Origin of the sequence: Chthoniobacter sp. (assembly GCF_040003245.1) — a bacterium.
In the GTDB taxonomy this organism is placed as follows: Bacteria; Verrucomicrobiota; Verrucomicrobiia; order Chthoniobacterales; family Chthoniobacteraceae; genus Chthoniobacter.
Map to the genome: position 1 here is coordinate 1 of NZ_JBDUCX010000065.1, position 22,982 is coordinate 22,982.

Sequence of the window (22,982 nt, forward strand, 5' to 3'; positions counted from 1 at the left end):
CGAAGTCCTCCGCCAGATCGGCGTCCCGGACCTGCCCCCGCGTCCGGTGAAAGTCGCCCGAGCCAAACGTCCCCGGAAGCAGACGCCGCCGGCCGATACCACCGTGGAGGAAACGCCCGAGCCTGCCAGCGAGGAGCCAATCGAGGCCGTGAGCGCGCCGGAAAATTCCGAGAATGCGAACGTTCCCGTTGCCACCGAATGAAGGCAACTCAAGCCAAATCATGCCTTCTCAAGCCTCCGAAAATTTCTTGTGCGCCTTTTGGCCATGCACGCCTTTATCGAGATCAGGATGAAGGTGAGGAGCAGGATTAAGTTCTAGAGTGTCTTTTGCTGAAAGGAACGGCGCGGCCACCCCCCGATGGCCGCGCCTTCCTCCCGCAAAACTAACCGCGATGGCCCGCGCCTGGCTCCTCCACCGACCCACCCATCTTCCGCCGCCCGCCTCGTTTCCCCGCTTCGCCAGCTCTCCGTATCCCCCACGCCCACATACCAGCCAGGCGCCGGCCATCTCGGAAGCACCGCCCAACTACCCACTGCTTCCTAGTGGCTAAGAGGGCGAATTTCCGCGGCCTTGCAGAAAATCTTCATCTTCCCGTCACTTTTCTTCTTCCCGTCAGGTTTTTACGTAGAAACGCATCTTTTTCTGCAAGACCGGCCAAAACCGGCATCTAAGCCAGTGTTATGAACGACGATATTTCACCCCTTTTGGAATTCATTGAGCGCTGCGGCCCCGAGGTGCAGGGGCATGGGCTGAATGGCCTGGAAGCCGAACAGGTGGCCATGATCGAGCGCTTCATTGCCGGCCGTTGCGATGACATCGAGCGGCGTGAACTCTCCGAATTCCTGCAACTACACCCCGCGTGGATTCGCTGGATCGCCGACCGCGTGAAGCTGGCCCGCGAACTCGCCGGAGATTCCCCAGAGCAACATTCGGGAAACGACAGAATCACGGCCTGAGTCCTCCCACCGGGGCGACGTTGCTGACCGGGTTGCCTGCGGTCCATTGGTAGGAGGGGAAGTGCGCTGCACGGTATTAACTTGTTGTTGAAAGAGGTTATTGCACCCTGTGCTTCTCTATGAGGCAGGCGTTTGTCTTTCTTCTCGGTTTCACTTTGAGTTTTGCGGCCGCGGCGCAGCAACCGACGGCGACGCCCAAGAAGGACCCGTTCGCGGGCTTTGGGAACACGGGGTTGGACGGCGGCCGGGGTGGCTTGTCGTCGGGAGGGTTAACCCGCCGGACTTCACCGGCTCCATCCGCACCTTTGATCCCGTCAACGCCCTCGATTGGTTCCGTCACCGCGCCTGAACCGGGCGCCACCGGAATCGCGCTGGCGAGCGATTGGACAGGGCACACGACGCAAGGCTCCGGCGGTCAGACGATGAAGATGGCGGACCTGCTGGCACTCGTTTCAAATTATGGAAAGGCGGAGGCCGATCTCGCTGTCCATCCGGAAGTCACCATTTACGAAGGACAGGTCGCTGGCGGCGCGCCGGGGGAGAATTGCCGGATTACCTACCTTATGCCATTGGATCGCGCGGAGGCGTTGTTGATGAAGAGCAAAGGGCTCGCGACCTCATCGCGGGCGGTGGCCCCGGGATTGCCGGATGGCTTGTTTCTGCACACCTACGATGTGAAGGCGGGCATCTACAATCGCTTGTGCATCGTGACCGACAGCCGGAAACCGGTGCAGCAGGTGGTGTCCCTCATCTTCAAGGCGGAAGGGGCGAACTGGTATCCGCCCTCGCCCCCCTTCGTAAAAATCAATCGGGATTGGCATACCTTTGACTACGTGAACACGGAGAATCGGGGCTCGTCGTCGATCAAGATCGATACGCGGGTGAAGGACATGCGCCGGCAGGGCGGTTACATCGTGGTGAACACCACCGGGGGAGTGGCCCCCGATACCATTTTGGAACCGGGCGTCGTCCTCAAGCCCGCGCGCAATTCACCGAAGGAGGACACGACTTGGTACGTCCCGGTGCCTTTGGTAAAGCTCATGCTCTATTGCCTCGAGCAGACGTTGGGCAGCGGGAGCGGAGCGAGCGGGACGGCGCCACGATAAGGCGCGCGTTTCCGAACCCGAACACAATATGTCCGATAAGATAGAACCATCGCCCTCCGAGCCGGTGACGCTGGGTGAAATCGTGGCCATTCTCATTCGCGTCCTTGCCCTCAATTTCGCGCTCCACTTGACGAATTATCTCCTTTGGGAGGTCGCGCTGGGCCGCGCCTTCTCCGTGGGAAGATTTCAATCCCACTCGTTGGCTTGGATTCCATGGCTCGTCTTCAGCGTCTCGTTCCTGGGCGTCTACTGGCTTTGGCAGTTGGCGCCGTTTTTCGCGCGACTCATTACCCGGGGACGAAATGCAGCACTTCCGAATTTTGCCTTCGATTTGCTCGATCTCTACAGCTTTGCCTTCGTGTTGATTGGACTGAGTTGCATCGCCGAATCCATCGGTCCCTCGTTCACCTGGCTCCACTACGCCATCACCCAAAGCTCGTCCACCGCCGCCCTGACGCCGGACCAGAAGTCGAACTTTTACACGCTCTTCAAGTACCTCGTAAAACTCATCATCGGCTTGGCGCTCACCTTTCAAGCGCGCCACCTCGCGATCAAGCTCCTCAAGCGGCAGGGGGAGATCGCCGCAACTTAGGCTTCGCCAGCAAACTGGAAACGCGTGAACTGGAAAGACCGGCACGAGCTTCCGCTGAGTCCTCATGGGCACCTATTTTAAAGCTCCGCGCACCCGCAGATCCTGGCGCGGCGAGGAGAAAATGAGCCGCGGAAAAAGCACCGTGGTGGTGCTGGCGGTGGTGGCATTCTTCGTGGCCTTTGCCGGATTGATGACGCTCCTGGCGCCAACCTATTCCATCTTGCTGCGCCGTGAGTCGGAAGGGGTAAGCGTTCGTGTTGAGCGGCGATTGCTATGGTGGATTCCGATTCGTGGTCAGACCGTGGAAAAGTTGCAGGGGGTCAAGGCATCGACGGAGCGCCCGGAAGCCACGGACCCACACGACGGCCGGGATCTTCAAGCGCCGGAGACGGTGGGCAATCTCGTGCTGGCTGGAGCGGCTGGCGAGGCGCGGGCAACGGCCAGCCCGGAAAACCTGGATGAAGTGCAACGAGCGATCGAAGACTTTCTCCGCGGCGGCCCGTCGGAATTGCGCCTGCGCGCGGTGACGAATTGGAAGTTTGCGGTGATCGCGCCAGGAATTCTCGCGGGGCTTGGTGGACTGTTGCTGCTCCTCTTTTTGTGGGACGTGCTCGGCTGGCTACGCGGAAAAAAGAGTAACCCGCTTCCCAGAATTACTTCACCGCGTAGCTGAAGATGAGGTCCTGGTCGCGGAGATACATGCGGCCGTTGGAGATCACCGGATGTGTCCAGATGTGGCCCTGCGGACTGCGGATGGTCGTTTGCGGGTCGAGCTTGAAGCGGCTCTTTTCCGTCCAGCCGGTGGGCGACGCATCGATCAGCACGACGTTGCCGCTGCCTTCCTCGAGGCAGTAGAAATGGCCGTCGGCGTAGGCGATCGCGCCTTTGCCGAGCTTGGCTTTTTCATTCCAGACGAGTGCGCCGGTCTTGAAATCCTGGCAGGTCCAGCCGAGACCGTCGCTGTAGCCGTAGATCTTGTCGCCGAGCAGGATCACGCCGCCATGGTGGTTCTTCATCACCTTGTTCGTGCCGCCGGTCTCGTCGAAGAGCATCTTGGGCGTGTTCCCGGATTCGATGGTGAAGCTGATGGAGCCCACGCCGTAGCCGCTGGTCACGTAGACCTGGTTGCCTTTCACGATGGGCGTGGGAATCGTCGCGGTCTTGCCGGGATACGGCACCTGCCATTGCAGCGCGCCATCCTTGGCGGCGATGCCGACGATGTTCGTCATGCTGCGCTGGACGTATTGTTTCTGGCCATTGAATTGGGCGGGGACGATCGAGGAATACTGCGCGCCATCCGTCCAGGCGGTGCTTTGCCACAAGACCTTGCCGGTCATCTTGTCGAGCGCCGCCATCGCGCCTTTCGATCCGCCGGGGGTGCAGACGACTTGATTGCCATCGACCAGCACGCTCTCGGTGTAGCCCCAGCCGGGGCGCTTGCCGCCGAGCGCATCCATGGTCGTGCGCCAGAGTTCTTTGCCATCCTTGGCTTGCACGGCCACAAGCGTGCCGTCCCCGCCGAGGGTGTAGACGCGATCCCCATCCACGGTCGGCGTGCCACGCGGGCCGTCGCCCCATTTGTTTTCGAGGATGGGACCGAGCTTCGCGGTCCACACTTCCGTGCCCTTGGCGGCGTCGAGGCAGATGAGGATCTCCGCGCCGTCGCGGGTGCCCATCGTATAGAGATGACCGGCGACGACTGCGAAACCGGAATAGCCCTGGCCGGCCTGGGTGTAGCTCCAGATTTTCTTGGGCCCCTCGGCGGGCCACTGCGGGAGGAGACCGGTTTCTTTCGAGATGTCATCGCGATTGGGGCCACGGAATTGCGGCCAGTCGAACGCGGCATTGTCGGCGTAAGCGGTCGAGGCGCAGAGCGCGCCCAAGGCGAGGAGCAGGGGGATCTTATTCATAGAAAAGGCGGTGGACGGGTGGTGAGAGAAACCCGCGTCTGGCGGCAAATGTTAGGGCAAAAGCCCGCGCGTGGCGAGTGTTACGAGGACTTCGCGAACCAGGGCTTCGCGTGCGGATTTTTGGTGCAGAAGTCGAGCAGCAGGCGCGCGACTTTTTCCTGGCCCTTGGGCGAGGGGTGGGTGCCGTCCGCACCGCAGTCTTCCCGCAGCCACTTGAGATCGTCGAGGGCCCGGCCTTTCTCCCCGTTGGTCCAGAGATACGGCCCCCAGAGCAGCACCGGGCCATCCTTGGCCTGGTCGCGGACCACGGCGCGCACGGCGAACGCGCCCTCGTAGGCATACGGCTCGGGATTCAGGCGGGTCGTGGCGTAGCCGCCATAGATGCGGCTCGAGAGGAAAATGAGGCGCAGGTTCGGATACTTCTCCCGGGCGCGCTTGATGTCGGTGCGGATGTCGTCGCGCAATTGATCGGTCGCCGCCGGGAAGCCGGTGGTGGGGCCGGCGTTGGCTTGCTTGAGCCACATGACCTGCACTTGTGCGGGGGTGACTCCGGCCGCATGGATGCGCGTCATGGCCACTTCCCACGGCTGATCATTGCCCGCCCACGCCGCCGCCGTCCTGCCACCTTGCGCGCAGTCGACGATGACGAGGTTCGCCGCCTTGCGGGTGTCGGCGTCGGCCATTCTTTTGAAGGTCCCAAACTCCATTGTGGTATTTGACATGCCGAGGGAAACCATGACGATCTTGCCATCCGCGGCAGGCTTGCCTTCCGCATTGAGTGGGCGGATTTGCGCTACCGCTTGCTTGGCGCGGGCGGCGAGTTCGGGGGAGGGCTCGTTCTTTCCGCCGCCATACAAGCCGCCGTCCTGATCCTGATACTTGGCGGTCAACTCGGTGAGGGGGACGAGATTCTGGGGCGGGGGTGCCGGGGGTTGCTGATTTGGCTGCGGGTTCTGGGGCTGCCCGCCTTGTCCGCCCTGCCCCCGCTGGCGCTTGGCTTCATCGAGATACTTTTGATCCTCCGGCGAGAGCTTGTCCCCGCGTTGGGAGCGCTCGTAAAGGCCGCGCGCCTTTTCCCAATCGATCTTGAGCGCCGCATCAGCCACAGGGGTGACGGGTGCCCCCGACGGAGGTTTGGGGGCATCGGCGGCGAATAGGGGGACCGCCGCGAAAACGAAAAAGAGGGGGAGCATTTTCATGAGGGATAGATCACCGGAAGCGCTGCGAAGTTCCACGTAATATGCAGTTTGCGAGGTCACCCGCCGTGATTTCTCTGTGGACGTGAACTCCCGGGAAGGCGCGTCACCTAATTGTAACATGTGGCGGCTTGGCGCTCTGGAGCCAAGCCGCTGAAGTAGCGGCTCTCCTTCACACTATGAAACTCAAACATCTCCTCACCCTCCCCGCTGCCTTCGCCATGGCCGTCCCCGCCTTTGCAGGCAGCATCGTCATCAAGGGCTCCGATACCCTCGGCGCCAAGTTCGTCCCGCAACTGGCGGAAGCCTTCAAGGCCAGGCACCCGGAAACGACGTTCAACATCGCCGCCGAAGGCTCGGCCACTGGAATCGCGGCTATTATCGACGGCACGGCGCAGATCGGCATGTCCAGCCGCAAGGTCGAGCTGACCGAGGAAGCGGCGGCCCAGGCCAAGGGCGTGAAGTTTTCCCCGACAGTTGTCGCCCACGATGGGATCGCGGTGGTGGTGAATGAAAAGAACCCCGTGACGAAACTGACCAAGAAGCAGGTCGAGCAGCTCTTCACCGGCGACATGACGGACTGGAGCGCCGTGGGTGGGAAGGGCGGCACGGTGTCCATCTATACGCGCAACACCTCCTCGGGCACGTTCAAGGATTTCAAGAACATGGCCATGAAGAAGCGCGACTATGCGGCCAGCTCGCAGAAGATGGCGGGGAATGAGCAGATCGTCGCGGAAGTCGGCAAGAATGAGAACGGCATCGGCTATGTGGGCCTCGCCTACACGAAAGCGCCGGGCGTGAAAGTCGTGGTCGTCGAGGGGACGGAACTCACCGAGGAAAACGTGCGCACCGGCAAGTATCCCTATTCGCGTGAGACTTATCTCTACACTAATGGTGTGCCGGCTGGCGAAACGAAGAGCTTCGTCGATTTCGCCGTGAGCGAGGAAGGCCAGAAGATTGCCGAGCAGGTGGGTTTTGTGCCGGTCAAGAAGTAGCGGCTCCATCTCCGATACGGAGAAAGCAGGAGGGCGGGCTTCGACCGGGCGGTGACTCTCTGGTCACCATCGCCCGGCGGAAGTCCCGCCCTCCCGGAACCACCAACAAATTGAAAGGTTTCGCGCTTAGTAGTTGATCGTCGCCGTCGTCCGATTGCCGAAGCGCTGTGGATCGATGCTCAAAGCGTAGTAGATGCGCTCGGCGGCGTTCTTGTAGTCGAACTCCTCGGGGTTGCCGAGGCCGGGCGTGTAGGTCGTGCCGACGGGCCCGCTGATGCTGCTGCCGCCGCTGACGTCAAATTCGTAGATCACGTTGCCGGAGCCGCCCTTGCTCATGTCCTTGTCGCTGGTGGCGATGTGGTGGCCGTTCACATCGGTGATGCGGACGTGGATCTTCACGCAGGAATGGCCGAGGCCGAGGGGGCCGAAGAGCGCCCGCAAGGTCTGGCTGCCGGCGTGCACGTATTCGAGATTGCTCTCCACGAGCCAGCCGCTGGTCGGCGACTCGTCGTTGTCCAGGACCATGGCGGGAGCCATCTTCTCCATCTCCTCCTTCAGTGCCTTCGAGAAGGCTACAGGAGCGAGCGAGCGGCGGATCGGGTGTTCGCCGATGCTGTCGCCGTGGTGGCCTTTGAATTTGGCATCTTCCGCGATGTACGAGCGGATATAGATGGCTTTGGGATTGTACGCGCCGGTGGCGACGTCGGTGTGGGCGATTTTGGCCCCGGCACAGCCGGAAAAAACGCACGCGGCGCTGAGAGCAAGGAGGGTGTATTTCATAGTTGGCGAAGGATTCTTCACTGGAGACTGCATATTCCGTGCCCAACAGGCAGACGAGTGCCAAGAGCCGAGAGCCAAGTGTTCCCTGCCAAACGCTGGATTGTGGCGCCACTTGGCTCTCGTTACTTGGCTCTTGGCACTTCCCCTACTGCCCCGGCAGCGAGATTCCCCGGATCTTCTTAAACAGCGACACCGCATAGCTGTCGGTCATGCCTGAGACGAAATCGATCATCCGTAAGAGCCGCTGGTAGGGATTGGTATCGGGTTCCCGCTTGGGGCCGATGGATTGCTCCGGGACGAGACGCAGCAACTTGTGGCTGCGCGGGCTGGCATGCTTGCCGCGCCGGGCCAGGTCGCTGACGGCGGCCACAAAGTCGTCCAGCAGCCCGCCGAGCACCGAAAAGCCTGCCGCCTCGATCTCGACCCCGCGCGGGGTCGAGTAAATCTCTTCCACGGAGCGCTGCTTGATCGCTTCCAGCTCCCCAGCCGCCGGGATGAGGTCGATGAGTGGCTTGTCGAACTCGCCATCCAAAATCTCCCCCTCCTTTTCGAGGAAAGCTGCGGCCGTCTGCCGCACCGCCGCGCCGATGGCCAGCGCGCGCAGGAACTCGATGCGCTCCTTTTCCTCGCGCATGGCCTCAGACTTTTCGCGCAGGGTGGGATCGCCGATCACATTGAGGAAACGGTCGCGCACTTCCTCATATTCGATAAAGCCGAGCCGGAAGCCGTCCTCGAAATCGACAAGCCGGTAGCAGATATCGTCCGCCGCCTCGACGAGGAAGGCGAGGGGATGCCGGGCCCACCAGGCGTGCAGCGGCGAGCGGCGTAGCAGTTTGCAGCGGCTCGCGACCTCGGTCATGAGTTCGCGCTCGCTTTGGAAGAAGCCGAATTTCTTCGTGCTCGCGCCCTCGTGAATGCGCGCCTTGTCCGGCACCAGCGCCTCGATCGGGTATTTCGTGAAGGCGCCGAGCGTCGCGCAGGTCAGCCGCAGGCCAGGGTTGTCCGGCATTTGCAGCCGCGTGATCAGCCGAAACCCCTGCGCATTGCCCTCGAAGCGCGCCAGGTCCTCCTGCTCATTTTTCTTCAACATCGTGCGCGCGTCTTGGGCGACCTTCGAGGTTTCAAACCACACCCGGATCGCATCCTCGCCCGAATGCCCGAAGGGCGGATTGCCGAGATCATGGGCCAGCGCCGCCGCCGAGACGATCGCGCCGAAGTCCGACGGATGGATCTCCGGCAGCTCGCCGCGCCCGCAAATCTCCGTGCCCACGATGGCGCCCAGCGAGCGCGCCACGCTGGACACCTCGAGACTGTGCGTGAGGCGGGTGCGGACGTAATCGTTATCGGCCAGCGGGAAGACCTGCGTCTTGTCCTGCAAGCGCCGGAAGGCGGAGGAGAAAATGATGCGATCCGAGTCGCGCTGGAAGGGCGAGCGCTGCGGCTCCGCGCCCGCCGGTCGGCTGGAGCCGAGGCGGTCGGCGCAAAGTAAGTGGGGCCATTGCATGCTCATGGTTGTTTGGTTGCGGTGCGCTGGAGGAAGAGTTGGAACAGGAGTTCAACCAGCAGCAGGGCCACCGCGGCGAGCACGAACCAATGAAAGATCGGTTTGCCGAGGATCAGGTTTTCGAAATCTTCGCGTCCCTGCACGAAAAAGCCGGTCTGCCCTTTCTCGCTCAATTGCTCCGGGAGCAGTGCGCGATCGATCGGCCGCAGGTCGCTTTCGTCCGGCGGCGGATTGACCGCGTAGGAATGGAGCAGCTTCGTCCCACGCATCGAGTAGAAGCCCACTTCATCCGGGGTGAAAGCGATGCCCACGCGCTCACCGACGGCTTCCGCCTTCACCTCCAGCGACTCGCCGGTCGGCTTCCGCAAAGGATTCGCGGCCAGTTCGCTCTTCCAGATTTCGTCGGTCACCGGGTCGCCGACCTGGGTGGAAACCGGCAGCGGCTCGTCGCTGGTGAGGTTCTTCACGATCTCCTGCATCCATGCCGGGAAAATCCGCTGCCGCGCCAGATTGCTCGAGAATTCGCCCACCGAAAAATTCAGGAAGAGCATCGTGCCGAGCCCGTGGTTGAGGCTGGCCATCGCCGGCGTGTCGTCCGCGTAGGTGAGCAGCACATTTCCCGCGCCGGTGGGCGCCGCGTCGTAGATATCGTAGAATTCGAGCAAGGCGAGGTTCTGCCGGTTGGCCCCGCGGAAGAGCCGCAGGTAGCGCGATTTGAAATCGCCCCGGATGATCTGCTGTGCGCCGGTGCCGACGTTCTTGACCACCCGTCGTGCGCCCAGCTTGAGCGGCAGCGCATTGGGACCCATCGCGCGCTCCAGGCCCGCGAGATTCGCCGGGTCGTGCTCGCCATCGAGGAAATAGGTGACCCCGCCGCCGTGAAAGACGAAGTCCGCCACGAACTTGCACGCCGCGTCGTTGAGCGGGCCGGTGCGGGTGAAGAAGACCTTCCGCACCCCCGCGAGCCGGGCGCTGGTGAGCCCCGCCGCCGGCACTTGCTCGGGGAGCAGTGAGCCGGATTGGTCTTCGTAGGGATTCAGCGCCGTCTTGAGAAAGAGCACCGCGTCGCGTTTTGGGTCCGGCGTGTCCGAAACGATGAGGATGCCCTCCTTCTCCATCACCGGGATCGTGAGGAAATAGTGGTCGTCGAGCGTCAGGTCATCGGGCGCGATGCTGATCTCGCATTGATGCAGCCCCGGTCCTCCCGGCGGCACCGGCAGGGTGACTTTCGCCGTGCTCCACGGGGCCACGGAAACCTCTTTCTCAAAACTCGTGCGCCCATCGAGCACGATCTTCAGCGGCTCCTGCATGGGTTTGTCGCGAAAGTTCCCGACCTCGACTTCGAGCGTCACCGTGTCCCCGGCGAGCACCTGCGACTGGCTGAGCGAGGCGCCGAGAATGGCGCGATTGTCCGGGTGCGGCGGCGCGCAATCCACGAAGAACAACCGGGCCGCGGGCGGCAGCGCGGTGAAGTCCACATTGGCCCAGTTGCGGCGCTGGAAGTCCGATAGGTAGTAAATCTCCGGCCGGCTGCCGCTCTGCGCGAGGAGCCGCGCGATGACGGCATTCGCCTGGCTGAAGTCCGCCCGGGTGTAGCCCGGTTTGATCGCGGCGAGGAAGTGCTTCGCCTCCGCATGGTTGCGCGACAGCTCAAAGAAACACGTCTGCGACACCTGCCCGGCGGTGATGATGTTCACGCCGTCCTCCGTGCCGAGCGTGGCGAGGATTTTGTCCGCCTCGTTCTCCGCCCGCTGCCGGCTGCTCAAGCCGCCGCCCTTGTGCTCCATGCTCAACGAGTGGTCGAGGACGATGAGCACCGCTCGCGGCGCCTGCTGGCCCGGCTTCGAGTCGAAGCGTTGCAAAAGCGGCTTCAGGAAGGCGAGCAGCAGGAGCACGAGAAAAGCCGTCCGCAGCAGCAGCAAGAGCAGGTGCCGCCAGCGAAAGATGCGCGACCGCTGGGCGATCGTCTCGCGGATGCGCTTGACCGACGAAAACTCGAACAACCGGGGAAACTGCAGGTTGAGCAGGTGAATGATCAGCGGCAGGCCGGCGAGCAGGACAAGCCCGGGAAGCAAAGCGGCGTTCAGGAAGTTCATGGCGTCTTTGAACCGCCGAGACGCGGAGGCGCGGAGTGAGGAGACGGTGGTGCAGTCACTCTTCTCTGCGTCTCTGCGTCTCTGCGGTTCATCTTAGCGGCTGCGTTCATTTTTGCCCCGGAAGCCGAGATACGCCTCAATCGCATCCAGGTAGGGACGCTCGGTATCGATCAGCCGGTGCTGGATCTGGCGCAGGTCGGCTTCGCGGGCCAGGGCGTCGATGTGTTGCTTGATATTGGCCTGATAGCTGGCGCGGATTTCCTCGGGATCGACTTGCACGGTCTCCGCCGTTTCCAGGTCGACGAACTTGGCGGCGCTGAAGGCCGGCAGATTCAATTCATCGGGGTCGATGACTTGCAGCAGCAAGATCTCATACTTCCGATGGACGAACTGCGCGAGCGAGTCGAAGAGCGCGTCGGTGTCGTCGAGAAAATCAGAGAGGATGACGATGCGTCCGCGCTTCTTGAAGAGCGCGGTGCATTCCTGCACGGCACCCGCAATACCGGTGGTCAGCGCTGGGCGCACGCGCTCGAGTTCGGTGACCATGCGGTGCAGGTGCCGGCGTGTCCCGCCGGGGGCGAGGAATTGCGTGACCTTTTGCGCGAAGAGCACGAGAGCCGCCTTATCGCTCTGCGACATCATCAGGTAAGCGAGCGCGGCGGCGATCTTGGCCGCGAGGAAAAACTTCGATTGGCGCTTTTCGCCCGCGTAGCGCATCGAGCCGCTTGTATCGAGCATGAGGTAGACGGTCATGTCCGTCTCCTCCTCGAACTGCCGCAGATACAGCCGCTTGGTGCGCCCATACACGCGCCAGTCCAGCCGGGCGAGATCGTCGCCGGGCGCATATTCCTTGTAGTCGGCAAACTCCGCCGCCGAGCCGCGATAGGGCGACTTGTGCTTCCCGGCGTAGTAGCCCTCCACCACTGCCTTGGCGAAGACGAGCAGGTTTTCGAACCGCTCCAGCTCCTGCAAATTGAGGAGTAACGGCGGTGGCGCTGGTTGCCCGCGCCGGCGCAATTGTAGCAGACTCGCCGCCGCGGCGCTGGCGCCCGATTGTTTCGGCAGGGGAGGGGGCGGCATTGGCGGTGCGATTGGTGCTCGTCTGCGCTAGTAGCTCTTCTCCTGCACCTGGGTGAGCAACTCGGTGATGATGTCCCGCGACTTCTTCCCCGCACCGGTCGCGCGGTAATTGGTGATCACGCGATGCTGCAAGACCGGCAGCGCGACATCGCGCACGTCGGAAGTTTCCGCGGCGATCTTGCCGCCCAGCAGGGCGAGCGCCTTGGCGCCGAGAATGAGATATTGCGAGGCGCGCGGGCCGGCGCCCCATTCGACGAAGTCGCGGGTGATCTGCGGGGCCTGCGGATTCGTGGGCCGGGTGGCGGCGGCGAGGCGCACGGCGTAATCGATCACATGGTCGCTGACCGGCGCGGCGAGGACGAGCTGCTGCGCGGCGAGGATTTGATCGAGGGTGACGACGGCGGCGAGCTGCTCGGCCATGCGCAAAGTGGTGCGGCGGACGATCTCCACTTCCTCGTCGTGCGCGGGATAGTCGAGATGCAGCGAGAACATGAAGCGGTCGAGCTGCGCCTCGGGCAGGGGATAGGTGCCTTCCTGTTCGATCGGGTTTTGCGTGGCGACGACGAGGAACGGATCGGGCAGGGCGCGCGACGCGCCGGCGACGGTCACCTTGTGCTCCTGCATGGCTTCCAGCAGCGCGGATTGCGTCTTGGGCGGCGTGCGGTTCACTTCATCGGCGAGGAGCAGGTTGGCAAAGATCGGACCGGCGAAATACTCGAACTCCAGCTTGCGGTCGCGCTCCTGCAACAGCTCCGAGCCGATGATGTCGCTCGGCATGAGGTCGGGGGTGAACTGGATGCGCTTGAAGCTGAGCGTGAGCGTCTCGGCGAGGCTGCGCACGAGCAGCGTCTTGGCCAGCCCCGGCACGCCGATGAGCAGGCAATGGCCACGGGCAAACAGGCTGACCAGCAGCAGGCGGATGATCGTCTCCTGCCCCACCATGATCTTGCCGAGTTCCGCGGTGATACTCGCGTAAACGTCCTTCACAGCCTGCGGGGAAATGTCGGTCATAGAGATACTCCTGCGCGGCGGACGCTAGCGGAGGGCGCTTCGCTTGCCAATGGCTGTTTGGGTGTTCGCCTGGTTCGGTTCGCGAAATACACGGAAAGAACGAAAATGGGATTCGCGGCGTTGATCCCAGCAATGAGGGGTCGCCGGAGAAGGAGAGAGTCTTTGAGCGTGACACCCGAGCCATAGGTCGTTACAATTCTCCCCGTGCTGATTCTCTTCCAGCACGGGGAGAATGTTTTGATGATTTGCCTTGAACTGACTTTTGATGTTTCCCAGGGGCTTCTAGCGCGTCGGCGCTTTGTCGATGAAGGCGAGCAGCCGGGTGACCTCCGCCTTGGCCCGCCCGGTGAGGGGTTCCGGGAAATGGGACCAGAGATCGAGCATTTGCGTGCGCTCATCCACCGAGACCGGGCCGAGTTTGGCAAAGATCGCCCGCGTCAATTGCAGCGCGGCGAGTTGTTGTGCCTCGCTCATCTGCTCGATGCCCAGCGTGGTGATCTGCTCGCAGAGATGCGGCGACAATCCCGCGGCCTCGGTGCGCGGGCACGCTTCGATGAGCGCGCGCAATGCCTCGAGCGAGGCCCACGGCTTCTTCTCCTCGAGAGCGCGTTGCTTCCAGGTGTCAAAAGGCTGCGCCTCCACGGCCGCGCGGGCCACTTCGCGCACGGCGCAATCGGGGGAATCCAGGTAAGGCCACGCGACATCGAGTGCGTGGGCGTCCACCCGGCCCTGAAAGACCGCCAGTTTCTCCTGGGCAGCTTTCGCCGCCGTATCCAGCGGAGCGGCCACGGCGCCCGCGCCAGGCATCAGCATGCCGAGGGTGAACAGGACTGGGACGAGGAGAACGACACGCAAATTCCTGTTCATAACGGGGATCCTGTCTAAAAAAGGCGCTCCGTTCCATGACCAAATCCGAAATCGTCCAGCGCCTCCTTGACCCCGGCATCATCGCGATCATCCGCGCCGATTCCTCGGAACAATTGGTCGAAGCCGCCGAAGCCCTGCTGGCCGGTGGCGTGAGCGTGATGGAAGTGACGATGACGACGCCCAACGCGCTGGAGGTCATCACCGCGGTCACACGTAAGTTTGGCGACGCCGTGCTCATGGGTGTGGGGAGTGTCATCGACGCAAAGACCGTCTACTCGGCAGTCGCGGCGGGCGCGGAGTTTATCGTCACACCGGTCACGAAGCCCCAGGTCATCGCGGCCGCCAACGAACTCGAAAAGCCCATCGCCAGCGGCGCGTTCACCCCCACGGAATGCCTGCTCGCCCACGAGAGCGGCGCGGATTTCGTAAAGCTCTTCCCTGCCGACGTGGGTGGTCCCGCGTATATCAAGAGCATCCTCGCCCCGCTGCCGATGCTGCGCATCGTGCCGACCGGTGGCGTCACACCCGAGACGGCGGCTTCCTTTCTCAAAGCGGGCTGCGCCGCACTCGGCGTCGGCTCGTCGTTGGTCACAAAGGAGATCCTGCAAAAGAAAGATTGGGCGGAGTTGAAAAAGCGCGCGGCAGCGTTTGTGGAAGCGGTTCGCGCGGCGCGGTAAATTTGGCGCGAGCGAAAAGTTCTCGCATTAGTCCTGTTTTGGTGTATTCTTAGTAGTGTTAGGTGCTGGATCGGTGTTACCGGGGGCTTCCGAATCGCATCACTTCCCAAGTTATTTTTCGCTATAAGCATTTCGCTGTTTTCAGGACGAAAGCGTCCTCCTTCTCAGGTTCGGTCGCTGGTTGCGACCTCGGCTGTATGATCGCATCGGACTCTTCGTGGCGTCTGCCCTCTTCACCCCAACCCTCACTCTATTTTTCAAATGAACCGTAATAAGAAACAACCCGACGACCGTGGCCTCCGCAACCGCATCTTGCAGGTGCTCCGTGCGCCAACGTACCGTCCGCTCGACAAGGTCGAGCTCTCCAAGGCCCTGCGCTGGCCTAGTGACAAGCGCGCCGAATTGCGCGAGGTCCTGCGCGAATTGGAAACCGCCGGCGAGATCGCCCGCATCCGCAAGGACCGCTACGTCCTGCCGCAGACGGCGGATCTCGTTACCGGCGTCCTCCAGGTCCACACCGGCGGCAATGCCCATTTGCTGAGCGAGACGCCCGGCGTGAAGGACGTCTTCATCTCCGCGCCGAATCTCGGCACCGCCATGCACGGCGACAAAGTCGTGGCGCGGCTCATGCATGAGGGACGCGAACAGCGCGCCGGCGCCCGTGAGGCGCGGGTGATCAAGATTCTCGAGCGCGCCAATACCACCATTGTGGGCACGCTGCAGTCGTCGAAGAATTTCTTCTACGTCATCCCCGATGATCCGCGTCTCCAGCACAATATCTACGTCAAGCCCCCGGGCAAAGAAGGCCGCGTGGGCGACAAGGTGGTCGTGCGTTTCGAGGAGTGGGAATCGCGCCACGTCAATCCCGAGGGCGAGATCATCGAGGTGCTCGGCGCGGCCACGGACCCGGGCGTGGACATGCTTTCGATCATCCGCAAATTTCAGCTCCCGCTGCATTTTCCCGAGGCGGTGGAGCGCGAAGCGGAGCGTATTTCCGAAACGGTCCATCCAGAGGAAATCGCGCGGCGTGAGGATTGCCGCGACCAATTTATAGTCACCATCGATCCGGATGATGCGAAGGATTTCGACGACGCGATTCATGTCGAGCGCCTGGCGCACGGCTGGCGGCTCGGTGTGCACATCGCGGATGTCTCGCACTATGTGCGCCCAGGCAACGCCCTCGACCGCGAAGCCCGCAAGCGCGGCAACTCCACCTATCTCGCGGACCGTGTGATCCCCATGCTGCCCGAGCGCTTGAGCAATGGCATCTGCTCGCTCAAGCCCGGCGTCGAGCGGCTCACGTTCGGCGCCTTTATCGAATTCGATGCCGCCGGCAAGGTGCGCAAAGCGCACTTCGCCAGGAGCATCATCAAGAGCGCGGCGCGGCTCACCTACCGGCAGGCGTTTGCCATCCTGGAAGACAAACCCGTGCCGCCGACGCCCAACTATGAGCGTGGCGGGAAAGTCCATCTCGACTCGAAGCCGGTGCCGCTCAACGTCACGCCCGAGCTGCGCGAACGCGTGAAGACCGCCTGGGAGTTGGCTTCGCTGCTGCGCAAGAACCGCTTCGCCGCCGGCTCGCTCGATCTTGATTTTCCCGAGGTGAAAGTGTGGCTCGACGATGAAGGCCGTGCCATCCGTCTGGAGAAAACGGACAACGATATTTCGCATCAGCTCGTGGAGGAATTCATGCTCGCGGCGAATGAAGTCGTGGCCAAGGAACTCAAGAACCGTAACAGCCCCGCCATCTATCGCATCCACGAAGACCCGGATCCCACCCGGCTGCTGGACTACCGGCAGCTGGCGATCAGCTACGGTTTCCGCGTCGGTGACATCACGCAGCGGCGTGAACTCCAACGCCTCCTCGCTTCGACCCGCGGCAAGCCCGAGGAATACGCGATGAAGCTCAATCTTTTGAAGAGCCTGAAGCGCGCGCGCTACTCCGTGGAGCCGGTCGGTCATTACGGACTCGCCAAGGTGAACTACACGCATTTCACCAGCCCCATCCGCCGCTACGCCGATCTGCTCGTGCATCGCTGCCTGGCCCGCGAAAAGGTCGGTGCCATTGGCGAACTGAGCGAAATCGCGGCCCACATCTCCACGACCGAGCGCACCTCCGGCGATGCCGAAAAGGACAGCACGCAGCTCAAGAAGATGGAATTCTTCCAGCGCCAGCTCACTTCCCGGAAACCGGAGGAAATGCGCGCCATCGTCGTCGATGTGCGCAGCTACGGACTGGTCGTGGAGTTGCCCGATTGCCTGGTCACCGGGCTCATCCACGTCAGCTCCCTGCCGAACGATTTCTATCAGTTCGATGGCACGCGGCTGTGCTTCACCGGACGCAAAACGCGGAAGTGCTACAAGATCGGTGACGTGCTGAAGGTCATCGTATCCCGCGTCGACGCCTACAAGCGGCAGATCGATTTCGTGCCGGTGGGGTGAGGCGAGCCGGCGGAAAGTCGACCGTGAATTTTTTTACCAAAAAACTCCTTGTGCATCCGACGGAAACTGGGAATACTTAAATGGTTTCCTTAGGATATGCCCGCCGCACTCCCCTCCACCAAACCCGGCTCAGTCGGCAGAGCCCCCGGGGATGCCGCCCGGGGCCGCATCGTCGCTGGGGCCCGCAGTCACTTCTTTGCCCATGGCTTCCGCGGCGTGACGATGGACGACCTCGCCGCCGAACTCGGCATGAGCAAGAAAACGCTCTACGCCCATTTCCACAGCAAGCTGGCTCTCCTCCAGGCGGTGATGGACGAGAAGATGAGTGCCGTTGAAGCCGACCTCGAGCGCGCCTCCACGGAGGGCGCCGATGATTTCCCTTCGCGCCTGCAGGCCCTGCTTTCGTGCATGCGATTTCATACCGAAGAGATCGGTGCGGCGTATGTGCGCGACGTGCGCCGCGAGGCCCCCGAGCTTTTCACCCAGGTCCAGATACGCCGCCGCGAATTGATCCAGCGCTTTTTCGGCAAGCTCCTTGAGGATGGCCGCGGGGCGGGTATGATCCGCAAAGACATCCCGGCGACGATGATGATCGAGATGCTGCTCGGCGCGGTGGATGCGGTCGTCAATCCCGGGAAGATGGGCGAACTCGATTCGACGCCCAAGGTGGCATTCAATCAGATCATCACGATCTTTCTCGAAGGCGTGCTAACCAACGACGGGAGGACAAAATGAAGGCCGCTGTTTCCATTCTGCGCCTGGGCGCTTTGATGCTTTGCCTGGTCGCGTTCGCAGGGTGCGATCGTCACGCCCGCGACCGGGTACAGGGCTACGTCGAGGGCGAGTTTGTCTATGTCGCCTCGCCCTTCGCCGGGCAACTGGAGACGCTTTCCGTCCAGCGCGGCGCCTGGGTGAAAGCGGCCGAGCCGCTCTTCGCGCTGGAATGTGGGCTGGAGACGGCGGCGCGGGAAGAAGCCGAGCGCAAGTTGAATCAAGGGCGGGCCAATCTCGAGGACGCCAAGAAGGGCAAGCGTCCGGCGGAGCTCGAATCCGCCGAGGCGCAGCTCAAGCAGGCGCGCGCCGCTTCCATCCTTTCCGAACAGGAATTCAAGCGGCAGGACGACTTGCACCGCCGCGGTGTGACGTCCGGTGAGGACTACGACCGGGCTCGGTCTGCGCGCGACCAGGACAATCACCGCGTGCAGCAATTGGAGGCCGACCTGGAAACCGCCCACCTTGGTTCGCGTGTTGACCAGGTCGCCGCCGCCGAGGCGAACGTGCGCGCGCTCGAAGCCGCTCTCGCCCAAGCGGAGTGGAACCTGGCGCAAAAGCGCCAGAGCGCGCCCCAAAACGGACTGGTCTTCGATACGTTGTATCAGCAGGGCGAATGGGTGGCGGCGGGTCACCCGATCGTCGCGCTGCTGCCACCGGAGAATATCAAGGTGCGCGCCTTTGTCCCGGAAGAGAAGGTCGGGACCCTTCGCCCCGGTGGCACGGCGAGCGTCTTCGTCGATGGCGTCAAGGAGCCATTTGTCGGCAAGGTGACTTTCATTTCGCCGCAGGCCGAGTACACGCCGCCGGTCATTTACAGCCAGGAGAGCAGGAAGAAACTCGTCTTCATGATCGAGCTCCGCTTCGACGCGGCGAGCGCCGCGAAGCTGCATCCCGGCCAGCCGGTGGACGTCGAATTTCACTAGCACCATGAGTGAAGAACTCGCCATCGATGTGAAGGGCATGACGAAGCGCTTCGGCGACCGCACGGTCGTCAACGACATCGCGCTGCAAGTGCGCACCGGCGAGATTTACGGCTTCCTCGGCCCTAACGGGAGCGGCAAGACCACCTTCATTCGCATGCTCTGCGGGCTGCTGCGCGCGGATGCCGGGAGCGGCACCTGCCTCGGCCACGACGTGATCACCGAGAGTGAGATCATCAAGCAGCAGGTCGGCTACATGACGCAGCGCTTCAGTTTTTGGGAGGACCTGAGCATCGCGGAAAATCTCGATTTCGTCGCCCGCATGTACGGGTTGAAAAACCGGCGGGAGGCCGTGCAGCGCAGCCTCGAACAACTCGGCCTCGCTGGCCGGCAGAAGCAGCTCGCGGGTGAACTTTCCGGCGGCTGGAAGCAACGCCTTGCGCTGGCGGCGTGCTTGATTCATCAACCAAAACTGCTCCTGCTCGATGAGCCGACCGCGGGCGTGGATCCCAAGGCGCGGCGCGATTTTTGGGAACAGATTCATCACCTCGCCGCGGAAGGACTCACCTTTCTCATCACCACGCATTACATGGACGAAGCCGAGCGCTGCCATCGGCTCGCGTACCTTGCTTACGGGAATCTGCTCGCGCACGGCACGGTCAAGGAAGTGGTCGACAAGGTCGGACTCACCACGTGGTCGGTCAGCGGTCCCGAGTTGCTTTCCATCGCGGATGAACTTCGCCACCAGCCCGGCGTGGAACAGGCCGTGGCATTTGGCACGTCGTTGCATGTGAGCGGCAAAGATGTCACCGCGCTCGACAAGGCCATCGCGCCGTTTCGCCGCGAACCGTACACGTGGCGGCAGATCCCCTCCGGCCTTGAGGACGTCTTTATCCATCTCATGGATCGTTCGCAGGACAATTTCGCCGTCGCCGGAAAATCGCCTCCGGCGACAGCCCACCCGGAGCCGTCCTCATGAGCCTGCATCCGAAATTCTCCATCGAGCGCCTGATCGGCATCATCGTCAAAGAATTCACGCAGATGCGGCGCGACCGGCTGACCTTCGCGATGATGCTCGGCATCCCACTCCTCCAACTCACCCTCTTCGGCTACGCGATCAATGCCGACCCGCGCCATTTACCCGCCGCCGTGCTGCTCGCCGATCATGGCCCGCAGGGGCGCACGGTGCTCCAGGCGATGAAGAACAGCACCTATTTCGATTTCACACGGCAGGTCGCCACGGAAACCGAAGGCCGCGATTTGCTCGCGCAGGGCCGGGTGCAGTTCGTGATCAATATCCCGCAGAATTTCTCGCGCGATCTTTTGCGCGGCGACCGGCCCGCACTACTCGTGGAGGCGGATGCCACGGATCCCGCGGCCACGGGTTTCGCTCTCGGCTCACTCGGCACGTTGCTCAACAGCGCCTTGAAAAATGACCTCAAGGGCCCGCTCGATTTTCTCAACGCCACCGACGGGCCCATCGATCTCCGTGTCCACGCCCTCTACAATCCCGAGGACATCACGCAATACAATATCGTCCCCGGCCTCATGGGCGTGATCCTCACCATGACGATGATCATGATCACCGGCCTCGCCATCACCCGCGAGATCGAGCGGGGCACGATGGAAAATCTCCTCTCCATGCCCACGCGCCCGAGCGAAGTGCTTATCGGGAAAATCGTGCCCTACATCCTCATCGGCTACATTCAGGTCACGGTCATTCTCGTCGCCTCGCATTTTCTGTTTCATGTGCCCATGCATGGCAGCATTCCGCTGCTGCTGGTCGTCGCCCTCGTCTTCATCGCGGCTAATCTCGCCATGGGCATCACGTTTTCCACGGTCGCCAAAAACCAGCTCCAGGCCATGCAGATGACCTTCTTCGTCTTCCTGCCCTCGATCCTCCTCTCGGGTTTCATGTTTCCCTTCCGCGGCATGCCAGTCTGGGCGCAAACGGTGGGCGAGATTTTCCCGCTCACGCATTTCCTGCGCATCGTCCGCGGCATTTTGCTCAAGGGCAACGGCCTGCCCGATGTCTCGCGCGAACTCTGGCCCATCGCCCTCTTCGCCGCCATCATGCTCACCATCGGCGTGAAGCGCTACCGGCAGACGCTGGACTAGAAGAGAGGGATGAAGGCGGAAGGATGAAGCTTCATCCCTCCGCCTTCATCCTTCATCCTTTTCTTCATGCGCTGGAACATTTTCGCCATCGGCAAACCGAAGCTCGATTTCGCCCGTCTCGGCATTGACGAGTACGCGGCGCGGCTCAAGCCTTTCGCCACGGTGCGCATCGAATACCTGAAAGCGGCGACCCGCGCCGACGAAAGCCGCGCACTGCTCGAACGCAGCGACGGCATGCTGCGTGTGGTCCTCGACGAACGCGGCGACCACGTCACTAGCCGGGGCCTCGCGAAGAAAATCGATGCCTGGGAACAACGCGGTCCGCGCGATTTTGCCGTGCTCATCGGCGGTGCCGATGGTCACACCGATGAATTGCGCCAGGCCGCCGACTGGACCTGGTCGCTGAGCAAGCTCACCCTGCAACACGAACTCGCCCTCGTCGTCACCCTCGAGCAGATCTACCGCGCCTACACCATCAAGGGCGGGCTCCCTTATCATCGCGATTGATTAGTGGCGCTAAGAAAGCCACATAAATGAGGTTCCTTCCCGCAGCCTCACTGCCTATGTCCTCCCTCCTGACAGTTCTCCGTCGGTTCATCGTGCTCGCAGCTCTCATTCTCGGTGCGCAATTGCGGGCGGATGATCTCAAGGTCGCGGTCTTCGACGTGGATGCCACCCCGCCCGTCGGCGCGATGATGGCTTATGATCCGGTGAAGGCGCAGGGCGAACTCGGTTTGCGTGCGCGGGGAATCGTGTTGCTCGGCGCGGGTGAGCCCATCGTGTTTTGCGCGGTCGATTGGATCGGGATCGCCAATGAGGGCAATGATGTCTTCCGCCAGACACTGGCTGAGGTAGCCGGCACCAGCCCGTCCCGCGTGGCAGTTCATACGCTGCATCAGCACGACGCACCGATGTGCGACTTCGGCACCGAGCGCCTCCTGCAGGAGGTCAAGACGCCGCTGCAATGCTACGACGGCACGTTTGCCCGGGAGGTGCTCGTGCGGCTCAAGGTGGCGATTCAGGCCGCGCTTCCCGAGGCGAAGCCGGTCACACAGATCGGTCTCGGCCGCGCGGAAGTGAAGGAGGTCGCGTCCAATCGGCGCATCCTTGGACCCGATGGCAAGGTGCGCGTGACACGCTACACGGCGACGAAAGATCCCGCGGTGCGTGCGGAGCCGGAGGGCACGATCGATCCTGAGGTTTCGCTGGTCAGTTTTTGGAACGGCGACGCGCCCGTGGCCGTGCTCAGTTACTACGCCTGCCATCCGCAGAGCTATTATCGCACGGGTGTGGCCAACCCGGATTTTCCCGGCATCGCGCGCTACTTGCGCGGGTTGGAAGTGCCGGACGCGCTGCACATTCATTTCAACGGCGCGGGCGGCAATCTCGGCGCGGGCAAATACAACGACGGCTCGCACGCCATGCGCGAGGTGCTCGGACAACGGCTGGCCGATGGGATGAAGCGGGCTTGGGAGGCGACGGAGAAATTTCCCATCACCGCAAAGGATGTCGGCTGGCAGGTGGAACCGGTAGCCATTCCGCCGGCGCCATTCCTGACCGCGCCGGAACTCGAAAAGATGCTGCATGCCCCTGCCTCGGCCACGATCAACGGCACGGCGGCCAGCCTTGTCTGGCTGCGACGCTGCGAGGCTGGACACAAGGTGGAACTCGGCTGCCTGCGTCTCGGCAAAGCGCGAATCCTGCACATGCCGGGGGAACTCTTCGTCGAGTATCAGCTCGCGGCGAAGAAAATGCGTCCCGAGCTTTTTGTCACGATGGCCGCCTATGGCGACTACGGCCCCGGCTACATCGGAACATCGATCGGCTACGAGCAGGGAGGCTACGAGACGAGCCGCCCCGCATCGCACGTGGCGCCCAGCGTCGAAACGGTGCTGACCGATGGGATGCGCAAGCTGCTGCGTGATGAATGACGCAAGATATTTCCCAGACCCATATT

Annotated in this window: 21 protein-coding genes and 1 pseudogene; 14 read left to right on the forward strand and 8 right to left on the reverse strand. The window is 62.5% G+C overall.

The features are described from left to right. From ABJF10_RS11140 to ABJF10_RS11160, 5 genes and pseudogenes are all read left to right on the forward strand, one after another. Positions 1-202: pseudogene (locus ABJF10_RS11140) on the forward strand (hypothetical protein); the annotation flags it as partial. A 479-nt stretch (positions 203-681) separates the two neighbouring features. Further along, on the forward strand, positions 682-957 hold the full coding sequence (locus ABJF10_RS11145; protein WP_348544640.1) for a hypothetical protein: 276 nt from the start codon (positions 682-684) through the stop codon (positions 955-957). Between the two features lie 305 nt (positions 958-1,262). Further along, positions 1,263-2,063 (forward strand): hypothetical protein, encoded by an 801-nt coding sequence (locus ABJF10_RS11150; RefSeq protein WP_348544641.1) that lies wholly within the window; start codon positions 1,263-1,265, stop codon positions 2,061-2,063. 28 nt (positions 2,064-2,091) lie between these two features. Beyond that, positions 2,092-2,655: a hypothetical protein gene (locus ABJF10_RS11155; RefSeq protein WP_348544642.1), complete on the forward strand. Its 564-nt coding sequence runs from the start codon at positions 2,092-2,094 to the stop codon at positions 2,653-2,655. A gap of 64 nt (positions 2,656-2,719) precedes the next feature. Beyond that, on the forward strand, positions 2,720-3,328 hold the full coding sequence (locus ABJF10_RS11160) for a hypothetical protein (RefSeq protein WP_348544643.1): 609 nt from the start codon (positions 2,720-2,722) through the stop codon (positions 3,326-3,328). Here ABJF10_RS11160 and ABJF10_RS11165 read toward each other — a convergent pair. Both ABJF10_RS11165 and ABJF10_RS11170 read right to left on the reverse strand, forming a co-directional pair. After that, positions 3,309-4,565: a PQQ-binding-like beta-propeller repeat protein gene (locus ABJF10_RS11165; protein WP_348544644.1), complete on the reverse strand. Its 1,257-nt coding sequence runs from the start codon at positions 4,563-4,565 to the stop codon at positions 3,309-3,311. The two genes, ABJF10_RS11160 and ABJF10_RS11165, sit on opposite strands and share 20 nt — an antisense overlap. A gap of 80 nt (positions 4,566-4,645) precedes the next feature. Beyond that, positions 4,646-5,764, reverse strand: coding sequence for an SGNH/GDSL hydrolase family protein (locus tag ABJF10_RS11170; protein WP_348544645.1), 1,119 nt, complete (start codon positions 5,762-5,764; stop codon positions 4,646-4,648). A gap of 176 nt (positions 5,765-5,940) precedes the next feature. Between ABJF10_RS11170 and ABJF10_RS11175 the strand changes: the two genes are divergently transcribed. Continuing rightward, the gene (locus ABJF10_RS11175) at positions 5,941-6,756 is read left to right on the forward strand and encodes a phosphate ABC transporter substrate-binding protein (RefSeq protein WP_348544646.1); all 816 of its coding nucleotides are present in this window, start codon (positions 5,941-5,943) and stop codon (positions 6,754-6,756) included. 126 nt (positions 6,757-6,882) lie between these two features. On the opposite strand, the gene ABJF10_RS11180 is transcribed toward ABJF10_RS11175, so the two are convergent. The 6 genes from ABJF10_RS11180 to ABJF10_RS11205 all read right to left on the reverse strand — a co-directional run bounded on the left by ABJF10_RS11180 (position 6,883) and on the right by ABJF10_RS11205 (position 14,094). Further along, a complete protein-coding gene (locus tag ABJF10_RS11180; RefSeq protein WP_348544647.1) occupies positions 6,883-7,536 on the reverse strand; it encodes a hypothetical protein in 654 nt (217 codons plus the stop codon). A 145-nt stretch (positions 7,537-7,681) separates the two neighbouring features. Then, positions 7,682-9,040 (reverse strand): deoxyguanosinetriphosphate triphosphohydrolase, encoded by a 1,359-nt coding sequence (locus tag ABJF10_RS11185; RefSeq protein WP_348544648.1) that lies wholly within the window; start codon positions 9,038-9,040, stop codon positions 7,682-7,684. 2 nt (positions 9,041-9,042) lie between these two features. After that, on the reverse strand, positions 9,043-11,136 hold the full coding sequence (locus ABJF10_RS11190) for a BatA domain-containing protein (RefSeq protein ID WP_348544649.1): 2,094 nt from the start codon (positions 11,134-11,136) through the stop codon (positions 9,043-9,045). 93 nt (positions 11,137-11,229) lie between these two features. Further along, positions 11,230-12,216 (reverse strand): DUF58 domain-containing protein, encoded by a 987-nt coding sequence (locus ABJF10_RS11195; protein WP_348544650.1) that lies wholly within the window; start codon positions 12,214-12,216, stop codon positions 11,230-11,232. 27 nt (positions 12,217-12,243) lie between these two features. Next, positions 12,244-13,227: a MoxR family ATPase gene (locus tag ABJF10_RS11200; protein ID WP_348544651.1), complete on the reverse strand. Its 984-nt coding sequence runs from the start codon at positions 13,225-13,227 to the stop codon at positions 12,244-12,246. A 282-nt stretch (positions 13,228-13,509) separates the two neighbouring features. After that, positions 13,510-14,094 carry a hypothetical protein gene (locus ABJF10_RS11205; RefSeq protein WP_348544652.1) on the reverse strand — a complete coding sequence of 195 codons (585 nt, stop codon included), beginning with the start codon at positions 14,092-14,094 and terminating at the stop codon, positions 13,510-13,512. 35 nt (positions 14,095-14,129) lie between these two features. Between ABJF10_RS11205 and ABJF10_RS11210 the strand changes: the two genes are divergently transcribed. From ABJF10_RS11210 to ABJF10_RS11245, 8 genes are all read left to right on the forward strand, one after another. Next, positions 14,130-14,771 carry a bifunctional 4-hydroxy-2-oxoglutarate aldolase/2-dehydro-3-deoxy-phosphogluconate aldolase gene (locus tag ABJF10_RS11210; RefSeq protein WP_348544653.1) on the forward strand — a complete coding sequence of 214 codons (642 nt, stop codon included), beginning with the start codon at positions 14,130-14,132 and terminating at the stop codon, positions 14,769-14,771. Positions 14,772-15,032: 261 nt separating this feature from the next. Further along, a complete protein-coding gene (rnr, locus tag ABJF10_RS11215) occupies positions 15,033-17,213 on the forward strand; it encodes a ribonuclease R (RefSeq protein ID WP_348544654.1) in 2,181 nt (726 codons plus the stop codon). Between the two features lie 96 nt (positions 17,214-17,309). Then, complete coding sequence (locus ABJF10_RS11220; protein ID WP_348544655.1) at positions 17,310-17,948, forward strand: TetR/AcrR family transcriptional regulator; 639 nt, start codon at positions 17,310-17,312, stop codon at positions 17,946-17,948. Then, positions 17,945-18,910: an HlyD family efflux transporter periplasmic adaptor subunit gene (locus ABJF10_RS11225; RefSeq protein ID WP_348544656.1), complete on the forward strand. Its 966-nt coding sequence runs from the start codon at positions 17,945-17,947 to the stop codon at positions 18,908-18,910. The genes ABJF10_RS11220 and ABJF10_RS11225 overlap by 4 nt, the downstream gene beginning before the upstream one ends. Positions 18,911-18,914: 4 nt before the next feature. Further along, positions 18,915-19,886: an ABC transporter ATP-binding protein gene (locus ABJF10_RS11230; protein WP_348544658.1), complete on the forward strand. Its 972-nt coding sequence runs from the start codon at positions 18,915-18,917 to the stop codon at positions 19,884-19,886. Next, positions 19,883-21,025 (forward strand): ABC transporter permease, encoded by a 1,143-nt coding sequence (locus ABJF10_RS11235; protein WP_348544659.1) that lies wholly within the window; start codon positions 19,883-19,885, stop codon positions 21,023-21,025. The genes ABJF10_RS11230 and ABJF10_RS11235 overlap by 4 nt, the downstream gene beginning before the upstream one ends. 66 nt (positions 21,026-21,091) lie before the next feature. Then, the gene (locus ABJF10_RS11240; RefSeq protein WP_348544660.1) at positions 21,092-21,532 is read left to right on the forward strand and encodes a 23S rRNA (pseudouridine(1915)-N(3))-methyltransferase RlmH; all 441 of its coding nucleotides are present in this window, start codon (positions 21,092-21,094) and stop codon (positions 21,530-21,532) included. Positions 21,533-21,588: 56 nt separating this feature from the next. Next, positions 21,589-22,956, forward strand: a complete 1,368-nt coding sequence (locus ABJF10_RS11245) for a hypothetical protein (protein ID WP_348544661.1) — start codon at positions 21,589-21,591, stop codon at positions 22,954-22,956. Positions 22,957-22,982: the final 26 nt, after the last annotated feature.

Bases quoted from the DNA above. Each gene is read 5' to 3' on its own strand.
- ABJF10_RS11145 (WP_348544640.1), top strand. From the start codon at position 682: ATGAACGACGATATTTCACCCCTTTTGGAATTCATTGAGCGCTGCGGC.
- ABJF10_RS11155 (WP_348544642.1), top strand. From the start codon at position 2,092: ATGTCCGATAAGATAGAACCATCGCCCTCCGAGCCGGTGACGCTGGGT.
- ABJF10_RS11160 (WP_348544643.1), top strand. From the start codon at position 2,720: ATGGGCACCTATTTTAAAGCTCCGCGCACCCGCAGATCCTGGCGCGGC.
- ABJF10_RS11165 (WP_348544644.1), bottom strand. From the start codon at position 4,565: ATGAATAAGATCCCCCTGCTCCTCGCCTTGGGCGCGCTCTGCGCCTCG.
- ABJF10_RS11170 (WP_348544645.1), bottom strand. From the start codon at position 5,764: ATGAAAATGCTCCCCCTCTTTTTCGTTTTCGCGGCGGTCCCCCTATTC.
- ABJF10_RS11175 (WP_348544646.1), top strand. From the start codon at position 5,941: ATGAAACTCAAACATCTCCTCACCCTCCCCGCTGCCTTCGCCATGGCC.
- ABJF10_RS11180 (WP_348544647.1), bottom strand. From the start codon at position 7,536: ATGAAATACACCCTCCTTGCTCTCAGCGCCGCGTGCGTTTTTTCCGGC.
- ABJF10_RS11185 (WP_348544648.1), bottom strand. From the start codon at position 9,040: ATGCAATGGCCCCACTTACTTTGCGCCGACCGCCTCGGCTCCAGCCGA.
- ABJF10_RS11190 (WP_348544649.1), bottom strand. From the start codon at position 11,136: ATGAACTTCCTGAACGCCGCTTTGCTTCCCGGGCTTGTCCTGCTCGCC.
- ABJF10_RS11195 (WP_348544650.1), bottom strand. From the start codon at position 12,216: ATGCCGCCCCCTCCCCTGCCGAAACAATCGGGCGCCAGCGCCGCGGCG.
- ABJF10_RS11200 (WP_348544651.1), bottom strand. From the start codon at position 13,227: ATGACCGACATTTCCCCGCAGGCTGTGAAGGACGTTTACGCGAGTATC.
- ABJF10_RS11205 (WP_348544652.1), bottom strand. From the start codon at position 14,094: ATGAACAGGAATTTGCGTGTCGTTCTCCTCGTCCCAGTCCTGTTCACC.
- ABJF10_RS11210 (WP_348544653.1), top strand. From the start codon at position 14,130: ATGACCAAATCCGAAATCGTCCAGCGCCTCCTTGACCCCGGCATCATC.
- rnr (WP_348544654.1), top strand. From the start codon at position 15,033: ATGAACCGTAATAAGAAACAACCCGACGACCGTGGCCTCCGCAACCGC.
- ABJF10_RS11220 (WP_348544655.1), top strand. From the start codon at position 17,310: ATGCCCGCCGCACTCCCCTCCACCAAACCCGGCTCAGTCGGCAGAGCC.
- ABJF10_RS11225 (WP_348544656.1), top strand. From the start codon at position 17,945: ATGAAGGCCGCTGTTTCCATTCTGCGCCTGGGCGCTTTGATGCTTTGC.
- ABJF10_RS11230 (WP_348544658.1), top strand. From the start codon at position 18,915: ATGAGTGAAGAACTCGCCATCGATGTGAAGGGCATGACGAAGCGCTTC.
- ABJF10_RS11235 (WP_348544659.1), top strand. From the start codon at position 19,883: ATGAGCCTGCATCCGAAATTCTCCATCGAGCGCCTGATCGGCATCATC.
- ABJF10_RS11240 (WP_348544660.1), top strand. From the start codon at position 21,092: ATGCGCTGGAACATTTTCGCCATCGGCAAACCGAAGCTCGATTTCGCC.
- ABJF10_RS11245 (WP_348544661.1), top strand. From the start codon at position 21,589: ATGTCCTCCCTCCTGACAGTTCTCCGTCGGTTCATCGTGCTCGCAGCT.